The organism is Aquitalea pelogenes, from assembly GCF_041914625.1.
Lineage (GTDB): Bacteria > Pseudomonadota > Gammaproteobacteria > Burkholderiales > Chromobacteriaceae > Aquitalea > Aquitalea pelogenes.
This window is the reverse complement of sequence record NZ_JAYSDA010000018.1, coordinates 1-15,304: the sequence shown is the minus strand read 5'-3', so window position 1 is coordinate 15,304 and position 15,304 is coordinate 1. Positions and strand designations below refer to the sequence as shown.

Genomic DNA, 15,304 nt, shown 5'->3' with positions numbered 1-15,304 from the left:
CTACCAGCGCGGGGCTTGCCAGGCCACGCCTTCCTTCCAGCGGATGACGGCATCGGCCGGCAAGCCGGGCGTCAGGCGCAATTGCGGATTGCTGCTCAGGCTGAGTTTGACCGCATACACCAGCTTCACCCGCTCGTCAGGCGTTTGTACTTCCTTGGGGGTGAATTCGGCACGGGCGGCAATATGACTGACGGTGGCGTCAAACGGATGCGCGGGGAAGGCATCCGTGCTGATTTGCGCGGGCAGGCCAAGGCGGATCTTGCCGATCTGGTTTTCCGGCACATACACCTTGAGGTAAAGGTGGTTCAGGTCCACCAGTTCCACCACCCCGCCGCCAGCTGCCAGCATTTCACCCGGCTCGCGCAGGCGATTGCTGACCATGCCACCGGAAGGCGCGGTCAATTGCAATTCGCGCAGCACGGCAGTGGCTTCGGCCACCGCGGCTTCGGCCTGATGGATTTGCTCGGCCGCCTGTACAGCCTGGCTGCGCGCGCTGACGGCCGCCAGTTGCATCTGCTCGGCATGCATGCGGTCTACCGAGCCGCGCGCCAGCAAGTCGGCAAAACGGGCGGCGTCCTTGTCCGCCTGGGCCGAAGCCGCAGCAGCACGTTGCTGCTGGGCACGGGCGGCGGCCAGACTGGCTTGCGCAGCCCGCAAGCGGGCAGTTACCTCATCCGAATGCAGGCGGGCCAATAACTGACCGCTGCTGACCATATCCCCTTCGCGCACCAGCACGCTCTCCAGCCGTCCCGGATATTTGCTGGCCACCAGCACGCTGTCGCCCTCCAGTCGGCCGTTGGCCTGGATCAATCCTTCCGGCAGGCCCCGGTCTCGCGCCTGCCAGATGCCGTAAGCCAGCGCCCCGGCCAGTGCCAGCACCACACCTGCCATCACGATTCTGCTTGTTTTCATGTCACAACTCACCGATGGCCCGTTGCAAGGCCACCACCGCCAGGGCGTGGTCGTAACGGGCGTTGAACAGATTGCGCTGGCTGTCTGCGCGCCGTACTTCGGCGGCCAGCACTTCGGTCTGATTGGCCAGACCATTGCGATAGCGGTCCCGCTGGATGGCCAGGTATTCGTCTGCCGACTGCAAGGCGGCCTCGGCCACGCGGATGCGGGCTGTGGCTTCGATTTGCTGGCTATGGCTGCGCTCCACTTCCAGCGCAATCAGGCTGCGAGCCTCCTGCAACTGGTCCTGCACCGCGCTGGCTTGTTCGCTGACACTGCCGGCACGAGCGCGGATCAGGCCGCTGTCGAACACGCTCCAGCTGACTCCCAGTCCGACCGAACCCACGCCCTTATTCACCAGATAAGGATTGTTCAGGTAGCTGTAGGCAGCATACACCCCCAGCTGCGGCTGGCTTTCCGCGCGCACACTGCGGGCAGTGGCCTGTAAGGATTCGGACCATTCTGCAAGGCCCGCCAGTTCCGGCCTTTGCTGCATGGCGCGCTGCTGCAAGGCAGCCAGACTGCGTCCGTCACCGGCCAGTTCCAGTTCATCCACCTTCACCGGCTGGCTGAAGTCACGCCCCAGCAGGCGGTTGTAGGCAGCCTGGCTCAGCGTCTCTGCCTGCCGGGCCGAAATCAGCTTTTGCTCGGCATCCGCCACCGCCAGCGCTGCCCCCAGCACATCACCCCGTGCCACCACGCCTTTGCGGAAGAAATTGTTCACATCTCGCTGATAGGCTTGCAGGCTGTGCAGATACTGGCTGGCCACGGCTGCCGCATGGCGCGCGCGCAACACATTGACATAGGCTTCCGCCACTTGCAGGCGCAAGGCCTGGCGTACCTGCTCCTGCGCGTAGCGACTGGCCGATGTTGCTGCCGCAGCCGATTGCTGCAGGGCGGTGAGCCTGCCGCCGGTATACAGGGGCAGGCCCAGCCGGGCATTGGCATAGCGCACATCCCGGTTACTGAGCGGTGCATCCACCGAGGCCGGCAGATGCAGGCCCAGCGCACCCAGACCTTGCGTCAGCGGGCTGATGTCCAGCCGCGCGGTCGGCGTACTGTCCAGCTGGCTGACACCGGCGTCCAGCGTCAAAGCCGGCCCGGCTGCGGCATGAGCGGCATCCTCTTGCAGGCGGGCGGCATCCACCTTTCGTGTTTCGGCGCGCAGACTGTGACTGTATTGTTCGGCCTGCTGCCAGGCTTGCTGCAATGATTCTGCCAGCACCGGGCAACTCGATACAGACAACCCCAGCCACAGCGGTAAAAACTTGCCTGAAAATGCCATTGAAGTAATGAACACTCATTCATCAATAATGACTTCAGTATATTGCAACTGCATGGCCGGTTGTTGCGCTTGATCAGTCAAACCGAAGCAAAAACGGGATGACAGACAATACAAAGCCCGAAAATGCCAGATACGCGGCATTTTCGGGCTTTTGCTCTAGAAATTCAGGCTTTCAATGCCGCGCGCAACTGATGTGCGGCGCGCAGGGCAAAGGCATAGATGGACAATTGCGGATTGGCGCCGATGCTGGTGGGGAAGATGGAACCGTCGATAATGCTCAGGTTACGCAGCGTCCAGTGGCGGCCGTATTCGTCCACTACCCCGCTGTCCGGCTGACTGCTCATGGCGGCTCCACCCATCACATGGGCACTGACCAGACGTGCCAGCAAGGGCTTGAGCGCCAAGCCGGCTATCATTTCCCGCGTTTCCTTCCAGCTGGAAAGCAGCGGGGCCTGTTCGTGAATCACCTGTACCTGACGCGCACCGGCGGCAAACTGCAGTTCCGCCATGGTGAGCCAGCTGCGCCGCACACCATCCCACAGCACATCGTTCAGCGGGTAATCCAGCTCGGGCGAACCATCGGCGCGCAAGCGCACCACCCCGCCCTGACTGTCCGGGTGAAAGCCATCGCGCAGCAGGGCCAGCATCACATGCAGATGCGGCAGTTGCTGCATCAGGCTGGCAGTTTTCTGACCAAAACCTGACAGCGTCACCCCCACCAGCAAGGGATGCACCGGCGGCACTTCCAGCTTGTAACCCAGCGGACCGTCCAGTGGCTGGGTGTGCATGAAGTGGTCGGAATACACGGTTTGCGGTGCGCCGTTATAGGCTTCGATGCGCTGCGGCATCACCGCACCGCAAATGGCGACCGGATGCAGAAAGGTGCGCTTACCAACATGGCTGTCCGCCAGGCCGCTGCGCAACAAGATGGCTGGCGTGCCGATGGAACCTGCCGCCAGCACCACATGGCCAGCACTCACCCGGAAACGACGACCGGTGAGGCTGTGGCCATCAGCCGCCAGCAGCACACCTTCCGCCCCTTGCAAGGCCTTGCCGTCGGCCGTGGGAAGCAGCCGCTCCACGCGAGCCCGCGTCAACAAGCCAGCCTTGTGCTGCAAGGCGGCAGGAATGGTGGTCACCAGCATGGATTGCTTGGCATTGGTGGCACAGCCCATGCCGCAATAACCCAGGTTCCAGCAACCGCGCACATTGCGCCGGATGCGGCCATGCTTGAGGCCCAGCGCCTGACAGCCTTGTTCCAGCACGCTGTTGTTGGGGTTGGGATCGGTCTGCCAGTCGGCAATGCCCAGCCGCGCTTCGGCCATGTCGAACCACGGGGCCATGGCTTGCGGGTTCAGCCCGTGCAGGCCATAGCGTTCACCCCACCAGTTGAGCGTGTCGGCAGGCGTGCGAAAGGCGCTGGTCCAGTTGACCGTGGTACTGCCACCCACGGTACGGCCCTGCAGGATATTGATACCCTTGTCGGCGGTCTTGCGGCTGGCGGCCTCCTGATACAGCTCGGGATAGGCCTTGGCTTCCAGTAGGCGGAAGTCGCGCGATGTCCGCAAGGCTCCCTCTTCTACCATCAGCACGTCCAGCCCGGCCTGGGCCAGCACTTCGGCCGTCATGCCGCCGCCGGCACCGGTGCCGATGATCAGCACGTCGCAATGCAGTTGCAAGTCCTGCTGCCGGGTGGCTCCGTCCAGCACGCGCCAGCCGTCGGCCACGCCCTGGGCAATCGGATCGGGCAAGCTCATCGGTGTCGTCATGGCAGCAGACTCATGATTTGTGGTGGTTGCTGATACCCCATCGCGCTCCAGCTGGCCGGGTTGCCAAACCAGGCGGCATTGATCAGCGCATGCAAGGCCTGGTACGCCGAGCGCAGCAATAACAAGGGGCTGTGCTGCCAGCTACGCAGGAAAGCAGTCAGCTCGCTGTCCGTCGCCTGCGCCCAGGGCTTGCGCACGCCGGCCAGCCAGCGCCGCGCCCAGCGATTGGCCAGCAGGTCGAACAACTGGCGCAACTCCTGCTGGATGGCGGGCAGCAGATTGCTTATTGCCACATCCACCCCGCGCACGATGTCGTTCACGGGCAGGCCGGACATGCCCAGCATGACCGGCGCAATGCTACGGATTACTTGCGCATCGACCGGCTGCAGGAAATGCAGCGCCGGTTCGGCGTGAGCCGGCCAGTCCGCCTGCGGAGTGGCCAGCAGGCCTGCGGCCAGCAGCACCACACTGCCGGCCATGCCGGTCTTGATCAGTTTGCGGCGGGTAAGCATGTCAGCCTCGCAACATCAGTCGGAGCAGCCATTCCACCGTCCGGCCATATGGCGGACGGGTCAGCCAGCTGCCGGCCCAGCGGCTTTGGGTGAATACCGGCTTGAGCTTGGAGAAAGTGAGGAAACCTTCGTAGCCGTGGTAATGCCCCATGCCGGAAGGCCCCACGCCGCCAAACGGCATGTCGTCCTGCGCCACGTGCAGGATGGTTTCATTGATGCATACGCCACCGGATACGGTTTGTTGCAGCACCTTGTCGATGCGCACCGGGTCGCGATCAAACAGGTAAAGTGCCAGTGGGCGCGGCCGGCCGTTGATGTACTCCAGCGCCTCGTCAAAGCGGTCATAACTGACCACCGGCAGGATGGGGCCGAAGATTTCCTCCTGCATCAGCGCGCAATGGGCCGGGCAATCCAGCACCAGCGTCAGCGGCAGCTTGCGCACTGCGGCCAGGTCTTCCCCGGCCGGATTGATCTGCCGAACCGTCGCCCCGGCAGCAATGGCTTCGTCCAGCCATTGTTGCAGGCGCTGGTAATGCCGCGGATGGATGATGCTGCTGTAGTCCGGGTTATGCGCCAGCGTGGGATAGGCGCGAGTGGCAACGGCATCCAGCATGGCCAGCAGGCGGTCACGGTCCTTGGCATTCACCAGCACATAATCCGGTGCCACGCAGGTTTGACCGGCATTGAGCAATTTGCCTGCCACGATGGATTCGGCAGCGCGGGCAAAGTCGGCATCGCGCGCCACCAGGGCGGGCGACTTGCCACCCAGTTCCAGCGTCACCGGGGTGAGATTATCCGCCGCCGCCCGCATCACATGGCGTCCCACCGCGGTGGAACCGGTAAACAGCAGGTGGTCAAACGGCAGGCGGGTAAAGGCCTGTGCCAGCGTCGCATCGCCATTGACCACCGTCACCAGCCCCGGCTCGAAATACTGCGCCACCAGTCTGGCCAGCAGCGCACCGGTGGCCGGGGTGAGCTCGGACATCTTGATCATCACCCGGTTACCCGCCGCCAGTGCACCAATCAAGGGGCCAAATGTCAGAAACAGCGGGTAGTTCCACGGCACCACCACACCCACCACGCCCAGTGGCTGCGGTATCACCTGATTGCGCGCCGGGCGGAACCACAGCGAAACGGCACGGCGTTGCGGCCGCATCCAGCGGCCCAGCTGGCGTCGTGCACTGCGCAGCTCTTCCAGACTGGGAAACAGTTCCAGCAAGCGGGTTTCCACACTGCTGCGCTGGCCGAAGTCGGCATTCACCGCCTCGATCAAGGCAGTGCGGTTCTGTTGTATCAACTGTTCCAGCGCCGTCAACCAGCCACGGCGCGTGGCCAGATCGGGAAACCTTGCCGCGTCGGCGGCATGGCGCATGGCGGCATAGGCCTGCTGCAGACCCTGTTCGGTGTCTGGCGGCATCGGCATGACAGGCATTGTGCTATCCTCGTGTTGTTCCATCCGGCAAACGGTCGTTTAGAGCCACGACTCTAAAGCCAGAATAGCATCAGAAATTTCCTCTGTCACCCGTGTATCCATCATGTTGATCGATTTCTTTTATGCCCTGCGCGATGCCCGCTTGCCGGTATCACTCAAGGAATTCCTGACCCTGCTGGAAGCACTCAGGCAGAACGTGGCTTTTGGCAGCCTGGATGCTTTTTACTATCTGTCGCGCGCCACGCTGATCAAGGACGAAAAGCATTACGACCGCTTCGATCAGGTGTTCGGCCATTACTTCGAAGGCAAGACGCTGAATCTGGATGACTTGCAACAAGACATCCCTGAAGACTGGCTGCGCAAGCAGGTTGAGAAATTCCTCAGCCCGGAAGAACAGCAGCAATTGCAGGCCATGGGCTGGGACAAACTGATGGAAACCCTGCGCCAGCGGCTGGAAGAACAGAAAGAGCGGCATCAGGGCGGCAACAAATGGATAGGCACCGGCGGCACCAGCCCGTTTGGTGCTTATGGCTACAACCCGGAAGGCATCCGCATCGGCCAGGCAGAATCGCGCCATCGCCGTGCGGTGAAAGTGTGGGACAAGCGCGAATTCCGCAATTTCGACGATGCCGCCGAGCTGGGCAGCCGCAACATCAAGCTGGCCTTGCGCCGGCTGCGCGAATTTGCCCGTGACAGTGCCGACGAAGAACTGGACCTGGAAGCCACCATTGCCGGCACCGCCCGCAAGGCCGGCCTGCTGGACCTGCGCATGCGCCGCACCCTGCGCAATACGGTAAAGGTACTGGTGCTGTTTGATGTCGGCGGCTCGATGGACGACCACATCAAGGCGGTGGAAGAACTGTTCTCCGCCGTCAAGACCGAGTTCAAGCACCTGGAGTACTACTACTTCCACAACTGTGTGTATGAAACGGTGTGGAAGGACAACCGGCGGCGGCAAGGCAGCAGCCTGTCCACGCTGGACCTGCTGCATACCTTTGGCAGGGATTACAAGCTGATCCTGGTGGGCGATGCCACCATGAGCCCTTACGAAATCAGCCATCCGGGTGGCAGCGTGGAGCACATGAACCCGGAAGCCGGCGCGGTATGGATGCAGCGCCTGCTGAGCCACTTCCGCCATGCCGCCTGGCTCAACCCGGTGGCCGAGCAATACTGGGGCTACACCCCGTCCCTGCAACTGATGCAGCAACTGATGCAACAGCGCATGTTTCCGCTCACCCTGGAAGGCGTGGACCGTGCCATGCGCAGCCTGAAACAAGGGGGAGCCTTACTGGCCCCCTAGCTTGACGGGGGAAAGTGCTGGCCATGGCCGTCGAAGGCCCGGACCTGATCGCGCCCGGCCAGCTTGGCCTCATACAAGGCCTGGTCGGCCAATGCCAGGGCGACACTGGCGTCCTGCTGGCTGCGGGCAAAGCTGCTGACGCCGATGCTGGTGCGTACCTGCAAACTGGCATCCCCCACCTGGATGACATGGCTGCGCACCGCCTCGCGCAGCCGTTCGGCCAGCGCCAGCGCTCCGGCCATACCGCAGCCGGGCAGCAGGACGGCAAACTCCTCCCCACCCAGACGCCCCACCACATCCACCTTGCGCACCACTTGCTGACAGATGACAGCAAAATCGTGCAGCACCTTGTCACCCACGGCATGGCCCCAGGTATCGTTTACCCGCTTGAAATGGTCGATATCCAGCATCAGCACCGCAACCGGATTGCTGAAACGCTGGAAGCGGGCAAATTCATCGGCCAGTTTTTCCATGAAGCTGCGCCGGTTGGCAATGCCAGTGAGCGCATCAGTGGTGGCCAGTTGGCGCAGTGTTTCTTCCTGCTGCTTGCGGCTGGTGATGTCGCGGTACACCCACAGCACACTGCGCAGCCTGCCCTCCACATAAATGGGCACGTGGTCGCGCTCCAGCATGCGCCCGTCTTTCAGTGCCCACTCTTCTCCCAGCACTACCTGCCGTGTCTGCTGCAATTCTTCCATTCGCTGCAGCAACTGCTGCGGATGAGCAAAACAGGAAGCCGCACGGGCGGCCACCCGCAGGCGATTTTCCTTTTTCAGCTGCTCTGGCGTCATGTCAGGCATGAACATTTCGCAGTACTGGTGGTTGACCAGCACCACCTCGCCAGACTGATCCTCCAGCAGCATGGCGCCATGAAAGTGCTCGATGATAGCCAGCAACTGCCGCTGCAGGGTGGCCAGCGCTTCCTCGGCCTCGCGCCGGGCGGTAATGTCGTGAATGATGGAAAACAGCAGGGTGCGTCCGCCGGATTCAACCGGTGAGGAATGCACATCGACCGTGCGTAATTCCCCGCTGGCCAGCCGATGCGTAAAGGTGAAATGGTTATGCGCCTGCAGCAAGGCAACACCAATGGTGCCGTGGATGCGCTCCTCGGCCATCTGGTTGATGCGGCCCAGCGGCATGCCTACCAGTTCCTGATGGGAATAGCCATAAAAGCGTTCGGCTGAGGGGTTGGCATCGACAATGCGGCCCTGCTCCGGGTCGATCAGGATCATCACCGCGCCATGGTTCTGGAACAGCATGCGGAAGTGCGCTTCGCTATCCTCCAGCAGCCGTTGCGCCTGCTTGTGGGTGGTGATGTCCTGCACCGTGCCGACAATGCGGCAGACATTGCCATTGCCATCCACCTCGGTGGCCTGGCCCTTGTCCAGCACCCAGATCACCTCGCCGCTACGACGTATCACGCGGTATTCAATGCGGTACTGACTGGCCTCGCGCCGGAGCAAGGCACTGATATTGCGCCGGACCATGGGCAAGTCTTCATGATGTACCAATGCCTGCCACTGCGACGGGTTGTCATGCAGGGTGTGATAGTCGTAGCCCAGCATGTTCACCAATTGCTGGTTGAAGTCCAGCTTGCCAAGCGCCACATGCCAGTCCCACAAGCCGATATTGGCCCCGCGCATGGCCATGTCCAGCCGCTCCTGGCTTTCCCGCAAGGCCTCTTCCGTGCGTTTGCGCTGGGTAATCTCGGAAATCAGCCCGTGCCAGCGCACGGACTGGTCATCCTGCAATTCCGGCGTGGCACGCCCTTCCACCCAGATCATGCGGCCATCTGGCAACAGGATGCGGAACTCGCATATCCAGGGCAGGTGATAGCGCAAGGCGGCTTCACCCTCTTCCCGCACCCGTTGCAAGTCGTCCGGAAATATCCGCTGCGCTACCAGTTCGGCATTGTCCCGGGCCTGCTGCGGTGAAATGCCGAACAGGTTGCGCACGCCCTCGCTGACATAGACAAAGTGCCCCACCCCGTAGGGGTTGATGGTGTACTTGAACAGCATGCCGGGAATATTGCTGGCTATCTTGGCCAGCCGGTCTTCGCCTTCCACCTGCTTGCTGACATCAATCCAGTAGCCCTGCACCACATCGTCGGGCAACAGCTGCACATGCTCTTCCAGCCAGCACCAGCGGCCACTGCCATGCAAAAAGCGGTAGCGACAAGTGGCAAACCCTTCACTTTGCGCCAGCCGCCAGCGGCCATCGGCCAGGGCGGCCTGATCATCCGGATGCAGTCTTTGTTGCCACCATAGCGGGTCCAGCAGGATGTCTTCAGGGAAGTAACCCAGGATTTCCGCCACATTGGGGCTGACTTCCTGCACCTCATGCGGCTTGGACGGGCTACAGGAGAAGGCCACCATCGGCCCGTTGGCAAACAGCGCATGCTGGCGATGCAGCAATTGCTGCATGCGTTTCATTTCTGTCAGATCCTGAATCACCAGCACATGGCCAGTGGCATTGCCCTGGGCCAGTGGCGATGCAGAAATGCTCACCATGTGCCTGCTGCCGTCCCTGTCTGCCACCACCCATTCACGAGGCAAGCCATGCCCCGGCATCAGCCCGGCATCAAACAGCGCCAGCAAATCCCGGGCCTGACTGGAACATGCAGGCTGCAGCCCGCCGGATGCCATGGCCTTCGCTTCGCACAGCAATACCGTGCTGATGTGATGGCCGCACAGGACATCGCCAGCTATGCCCAACAGTCGCTCGGCCGCCGGGTTGCTCAGGGTGATGATGCCGGCCTCATCCAGTACCAATAGCGCCGCGTCCACCTGGTGGAATACATTGGAAAACAATCCGGCGGATTGATCTGGCTGTGCTTGTGATGGCGCGGTCAAAGGTGTCTCCGGCACTCAGAATTCGATTTCATGCCCTACTTTATAGATGATGTATGGAGTGTTACTGCCGATACCGAGAAATAATCAGGAAATGCTTGAAAAAATCGCAGATTGCCACAAATTCTGCTTGAGCAATCGGCAGCTTATGTCGACAATGAATCAAGCCTTCAGCACAACACGCCCCACACTGCCAAAGGAGCAACGTCATGGAAACCATTTTGATGATCGCACTGATCGCCGCCTTTGCCGTTGTGCTGGGCATGCTCGTCAGCCCGCTGGAGAAAAAACGCGAGCTGGTTCCCATCCGCATCCGTCGCGATGAAGAACAACCCCGCTCCCGCCAGCGTCGTTACTGATCAGGGTCAGGCAAGCAGAAAAAAGGCAGCTTCGGCTGCCTTTTTTGTTATCCGGCTTGATCTGGCCAGTTCTCCTGAGTGCAATCAGAACTCACGCTGCGGAACCAGCACGGTACGGTTGCCGTTGCTTTCCATGGCACTGACAATGCCGGCCGCTTCCATTTGTTCGATCAGTCGCGCCGCCCGGTTATAGCCGATACGCAAATGGCGTTGCACGGCGGAGATGGAAGGCTTGCGGGTTTTCAGCACAATTTCCACCGCTTCGTCGTACAAAGGGTCGCTTTCGGTAGCAGCCTGCACCTTGGCTGTGGCCGCGGCGGATTCTTCATCCGCCTCGGTTTCGCCGGTCAGCAAGCCTTCCACGTAGTCCGGTTCGCCCCATTGCTTGAGGAAATCCACCACGGCATGCACTTCGTCGTCGGTGACAAAAGCACCATGCACCCGCTGCGGATAGCCTGAACCCGGCGGCAGGAACAGCATGTCACCCTGGCCCAGCAGGCTTTCGGCCCCCATCTGGTCCAGAATGGTCCGACTGTCTATCTTGCTGGACACCTGGAAGGCAATCCGCGTGGGGATATTGGCCTTGATCAGACCGGTAATCACGTCCACCGACGGGCGCTGAGTAGCCAGAATCAAGTGAATGCCAGCAGCGCGGGCTTTCTGTGCCAAACGGGCAATCAGCTCTTCAATTTTCTTGCCCGCCACCATCATCAGGTCGGCAAATTCATCTACCACCACCACGATAAAGGGCAGTTTGTGCAGCGGCTCCGGGGTTTCCGGCGTCAGGCTGAACGGGTTGGTGAGGCGACGACCCGCCTCCTCGGCTTCGCGCACCTTGTCGTTGTAACCGGCCAGATTACGCACGCCGAGCGCACTCATCAGGCGATAACGGCGTTCCATCTCGCCCACGCACCAGTTAAGCGCATTGGCGGCCAGTTTCATGTCGGTCACCACCGGGGCCAGCAAATGCGGAATGTCGTTGTACACCGACAGTTCCAGCATCTTGGGGTCGATCATGATGAAGCGCACTTCGTCCGGCGTGGCCTTGTACAGCATGGACAGAATCATCGCATTCACGCCCACCGACTTGCCGGAACCGGTAGTACCGGCCACCAGCAGGTGCGGCGCCTTGGCCAGGTCAATGGCCACCGGCTGACCGGTAATGTCCTTGCCCAGCGCCATGGTCAGGCGTGATGAAGGCTGCTGGAACACATCGGCCGAAAAGATTTCCGACAGGCGGATCATCTGGCGCTTGGCATTGGGCAGCTCCAAGCCCATGCAGGTTTTGCCGGGAATGGTTTCCACCACCCGGATGGACGCCAGCCCCAGTGCGCGTGACAAGTCTTTCATCAGGTTGACCACCTGATTGCCGCGCACACCGACAGCGGGTTCTACTTCGTAACGGGTGATTACCGGCCCGGCATAGGCATCCACCACGCTGACCTTGACCTTGAACTCGGCCAGCTTTTCCTCGATCAGGATGCCGCGTTCCAGCAATTCGTCTTCCGACACCACGGTGGTGGCTTCTTCGGCCGGCCGCAGCAAATCCAGCCCAGGCAGGCAGTCTTCGCCGTAAATCACCGGCAGGCTGGAGCGATGTGCCGCCGCCGGGGCAGGCAGCGCCCAGGGCAAGGCCGCATCGGCCTGCGTGCCCAGCGGCGACGGCGAGGCCGCATCATCAAGCGGACTGCTGGCGATGGAGTCTGGCTGGTTTTCTACTTGCACGGTGCTCTCGGCAGCGACAGCAGCAGACTCAATAGCCTGCCCTGCAACCGGAGCCGCTGATGAGGAATCGTCCAGCAAGTGCCAGACCAGCGTGCTGTCCGGACGCGGCGCTGCAGGCTGGGTTTGCGGGGTGCGCTCGCTGATCATCGCCCACGGCAAACTGCTTGCGCTGCTGGCTGCTGCGCTGCTGCCAAGCGCTGCTGCCGTACCGACAAGCGCTGCCTGCTGTCTTTGCTCCGGCCAGCGCCAGGGCTGCCGCTCTGGCTGCGGGGCAGGTTGAACCACGGACTGGATAACTGGCTGGGAAACTGGCTGGATTACCGGCTCTGACGGTAGTACTGCCGACGAAACGGCCGGCGTGACATGGGGCATGGGCGCAGCGTCAGGCTGGACCTGCGGCGGCTCAGACATGGTTACTGCCGGCTCCGTCGGTAATGGCTCTGCCAGGTCAGCATTAACCTGGTCAAGCGCCGCACTCACCTCTTCCATGGCCTGCGGTGCAAGCTCTGCGGGCATGGCTGCGTCGACGACAGGTGCTTGATCAGCAGCAACATCTTTTGCCTCGGCAAAGACGCTGGCAGCTTCCGGCAAGACAACATCCGGCTCAATCGCCAGCGGGGTCTCCGGCTGCTCCAGCAAGCGCCCGGCGAGGCCAGGCAAGGGCATGCTGGCAGACGGTGCATCCGGGATATCGGCCAGCGACAAGCCCGGCGCATGCACAGGGCTTGGCTGCGGGGCAGACGCGACGGGTTTGGCTTGCGGCGGACGGCTTTCCGGCGGGCGAATCCAGCCTTCGTAGGCCTTGCTTCTGGCCTGCTGCTCGTGCCGCACGATGGGCGGCTCCACCGGCGGAGTTTCGCGCCGTGGCGGCGGGGTCTGGGTCTTGATCTTGAGCGGGGCCGAACGCACCGGCTGCAAGATGACTTGCGGTTTGGGCGTTGACGGCTCGGCATTGCGACGCTTGCTGTGCAAGGCACTGACCTGGGCGCGCACTTCATGCGGGTCGATCACCGGCAGCGCACGGCTTTCAGACTGCGGCATGGCACCAGCCTTGCGCTCGGCCTGCCGGCGACGCGTGCCATGATGCATATTGTGTTGCAGCTCATCCAGACCGATGACCGGCAGATTGCCGCTGACCGGAGCCGTCGCTGGCTTGGGCTGTGGCTTGCTGCGACGGTAGGTACGTTCCAGTTCCACATGGGGCAGGTCAGCCGGCGGAGCGGCACGCGTTGGCGCTGTTTGCGGGCGGGGCGAAACTTCAGGCTGAGGCCGACTCAGCGGCGACGTAGTGGCCTGGGCCATTGCAGCTGGCGCACGGTCAGGCAGCACCGGTGCAACAGGCGAATCTTCCAGCGGTGGCGTGGCGGGCTGCTCTTGCGGCAGATCGAAGCGAATGGCTACCGGTTCGCGCCTGCGTTCGCGAAACGCAGCCGGGGTGATATCCAGTTCCTCATCATGACTGGCGCCCAGCAGGCGATCCAGCCTGCCCAGCAAGCGACCACGCTGTTGCAGCAGGTCCTTGACCGAAGGCCACTGCCCTCCCCGCTTGCGCCAGGCAACCCCCCCCACCACACCCAAACCCATCAGTGCCAGCACAAACCACACGATCTGCAACCTCTTTCGTCATTCATCACCGCCTGCCGCCAGCGGCATGCAGGCGACAAGACAGAACAGGGCAATTCAAACCGTCGATTGTACCCTTATTTGCCAGCAAACTGCATGACACCGGCTGATAAGACAAGAATGAAAAACCCCGCACCAGGCGGGGTTCTTGTCGATCACGGGAAGGATCAGTTCACAGCCACGGTAGCGGCGATGTCCTGGTAGTCCTTGATCTGGTCGAAGTTCAGGTACTTGTACACTTCAGCACCCTTCTCGTTGATGATGCCGATATTGGCCTTGTACTCTTCCACGGTCGGAATCTTGCCCAGCTTGGAGCAGATGGCGGCCAGTTCAGCCGAACCCAGGAACACATTGGTGTTCTTGCCCAGACGGTTGGGGAAGTTACGGGTGGAAGTGGACATCACGGTAGCACCTTCGCGAACCTGTGCCTGGTTACCCATGCACAGCGAGCAGCCCGGCATTTCGGTACGGGCACCGGCCATGCCGAACACGCCGTAGTGACCTTCGTCGGTCAGCTGCTGCGCATCCATCTTGGTCGGCGGAGCCAGCCACAGTTTCACCGGCAGGTCGCGCTTGCCTTCCAGCAGCTTGGACGCGGCACGGAAGTGACCGATGTTGGTCATGCAGGAACCGATGAACACTTCGTCGATCGGGGTGCCGGCCACTTCGGACATGAACTTCACATCGTCCGGGTCGTTCGGGCAGGCCACGATAGGCTCTTTCACGTCGGCCAGATCGATTTCGATCACGGCTGCGTATTCGGCGTCGGCATCAGCCTTCAGCAGTTCGCCATTGGCAATCCACTCTTCCATCTTCTTGATGCGGCGTTCCAGGGTACGGGCATCAGCGTAGCCGTCAGCGATCATGGTCTTCATCAGGGTGATGTTGGAGCGCATGTATTCGACGATGGGTTCCTTGTTCAGATGCACGGTGCAACCAGCAGCAGAACGTTCGGCAGAAGCGTCGGACAGTTCGAATGCCTGTTCAACCTTCAGGTCCGGCAGACCTTCGATTTCCAGGACGCGGCCGGAGAAGATGTTCTTCTTGCCGGCCTTGGCCACGGTCAGCAGACCTTGCTTGATGGCGTACAGCGGGATGGCATTTACCAGGTCACGCAGGGTGACGCCCGGTTGCAGTTCGCCCTTGAAGCGCACCAGAACGGATTCCGGCATGTCCAGCGGCATTACGCCGGTAGCAGCGGCAAAAGCCACCAGACCGGAACCGGCCGGGAAGGAAATGCCGATCGGGAAACGGGTGTGGGAGTCACCACCGGTACCCACGGTATCCGGCAGCAGCAGACGGTTCAGCCAGCTGTGGATCACGCCATCGCCCGGACGCAGTGCAACACCGCCACGAGTGGAGATGAAGGCAGGCAGTTCCTTGTGCATCTTCACGTCCACCGGCTTCGGATAAGCGGCAGTGTGACAGAAGGACTGCATCACCAGGTCGGCGGAGAAGCCCAGGCAAGCCAGGTCTTTCAGCTCGTCGCGGGTCATCGG

Annotated in this window: 10 protein-coding genes; 2 read left to right on the top strand and 8 right to left on the bottom strand. The window is 61.8% G+C overall.

All coding sequences use genetic code 11. The features are described 5' to 3' along the window. From ACE3SE_RS14190 to ACE3SE_RS14170, 5 genes are all read right to left on the bottom strand, one after another. A complete protein-coding gene (locus ACE3SE_RS14190; RefSeq protein ID WP_082086284.1) occupies positions 1–912 on the bottom strand; it encodes an HlyD family secretion protein in 912 nt (303 codons plus the stop codon). Position 913: 1 nt separating this feature from the next. Beyond that, entirely contained in the window at positions 914–2,176 is a 1,263-nt protein-coding gene (locus tag ACE3SE_RS14185; protein ID WP_374556184.1) for a TolC family protein, read from the bottom strand. 224 nt (positions 2,177–2,400) lie between these two features. After that, positions 2,401–4,005 (bottom strand): GMC family oxidoreductase, encoded by a 1,605-nt coding sequence (locus tag ACE3SE_RS14180; protein ID WP_374556182.1) that lies wholly within the window; start codon positions 4,003–4,005, stop codon positions 2,401–2,403. Further along, positions 4,002–4,517 (bottom strand): hypothetical protein, encoded by a 516-nt coding sequence (locus ACE3SE_RS14175; protein WP_374556181.1) that lies wholly within the window; start codon positions 4,515–4,517, stop codon positions 4,002–4,004. The genes ACE3SE_RS14180 and ACE3SE_RS14175 overlap by 4 nt, the downstream gene beginning before the upstream one ends. A gap of 1 nt (position 4,518) precedes the next feature. Continuing rightward, positions 4,519–5,949, bottom strand: a complete 1,431-nt coding sequence (locus ACE3SE_RS14170) for a coniferyl aldehyde dehydrogenase (RefSeq protein ID WP_374556179.1) — start codon at positions 5,947–5,949, stop codon at positions 4,519–4,521. A 103-nt stretch (positions 5,950–6,052) separates the two neighbouring features. Between ACE3SE_RS14170 and ACE3SE_RS14165 the strand changes: the two genes are divergently transcribed. Further along, a complete protein-coding gene (locus ACE3SE_RS14165) occupies positions 6,053–7,249 on the top strand; it encodes a vWA domain-containing protein (RefSeq protein WP_374556177.1) in 1,197 nt (398 codons plus the stop codon). Here the strand turns inward: ACE3SE_RS14165 and ACE3SE_RS14160 are convergent. Beyond that, on the bottom strand, positions 7,246–10,101 hold the full coding sequence (locus ACE3SE_RS14160; RefSeq protein WP_374556175.1) for a sensor domain-containing diguanylate cyclase: 2,856 nt from the start codon (positions 10,099–10,101) through the stop codon (positions 7,246–7,248). The genes ACE3SE_RS14165 and ACE3SE_RS14160 overlap by 4 nt on opposite strands. A 206-nt stretch (positions 10,102–10,307) precedes the next feature. Between ACE3SE_RS14160 and ACE3SE_RS14155 the strand changes: the two genes are divergently transcribed. Then, positions 10,308–10,457 carry a hypothetical protein gene (locus tag ACE3SE_RS14155; protein WP_156156867.1) on the top strand — a complete coding sequence of 50 codons (150 nt, stop codon included), beginning with the start codon at positions 10,308–10,310 and terminating at the stop codon, positions 10,455–10,457. Between the two features lie 84 nt (positions 10,458–10,541). On the opposite strand, the gene ACE3SE_RS14150 is transcribed toward ACE3SE_RS14155, so the two are convergent. Further along, positions 10,542–13,787: a DNA translocase FtsK gene (locus ACE3SE_RS14150; RefSeq protein WP_374556173.1), complete on the bottom strand. Its 3,246-nt coding sequence runs from the start codon at positions 13,785–13,787 to the stop codon at positions 10,542–10,544. A gap of 185 nt (positions 13,788–13,972) precedes the next feature. Further along, positions 13,973–15,304: bifunctional aconitate hydratase 2/2-methylisocitrate dehydratase (locus tag ACE3SE_RS14145; RefSeq protein ID WP_374556171.1), on the bottom strand; the 1,332-nt coding region annotated here is incomplete at its 5' end.

Excerpts from the sequence above, each read along its gene's own strand:
- ACE3SE_RS14165 (WP_374556177.1), top strand. The coding sequence starts at position 6,053 with ATGTTGATCGATTTCTTTTATGCCCTGCGCGATGCCCGCTTGCCGGTA.
- ACE3SE_RS14170 (WP_374556179.1), bottom strand. The coding sequence starts at position 5,949 with ATGCCTGTCATGCCGATGCCGCCAGACACCGAACAGGGTCTGCAGCAG.
- ACE3SE_RS14155 (WP_156156867.1), top strand. The coding sequence starts at position 10,308 with ATGGAAACCATTTTGATGATCGCACTGATCGCCGCCTTTGCCGTTGTG.
- ACE3SE_RS14190 (WP_082086284.1), bottom strand. The coding sequence starts at position 912 with ATGAAAACAAGCAGAATCGTGATGGCAGGTGTGGTGCTGGCACTGGCC.
- ACE3SE_RS14180 (WP_374556182.1), bottom strand. The coding sequence starts at position 4,005 with ATGACGACACCGATGAGCTTGCCCGATCCGATTGCCCAGGGCGTGGCC.
- ACE3SE_RS14175 (WP_374556181.1), bottom strand. The coding sequence starts at position 4,517 with ATGCTTACCCGCCGCAAACTGATCAAGACCGGCATGGCCGGCAGTGTG.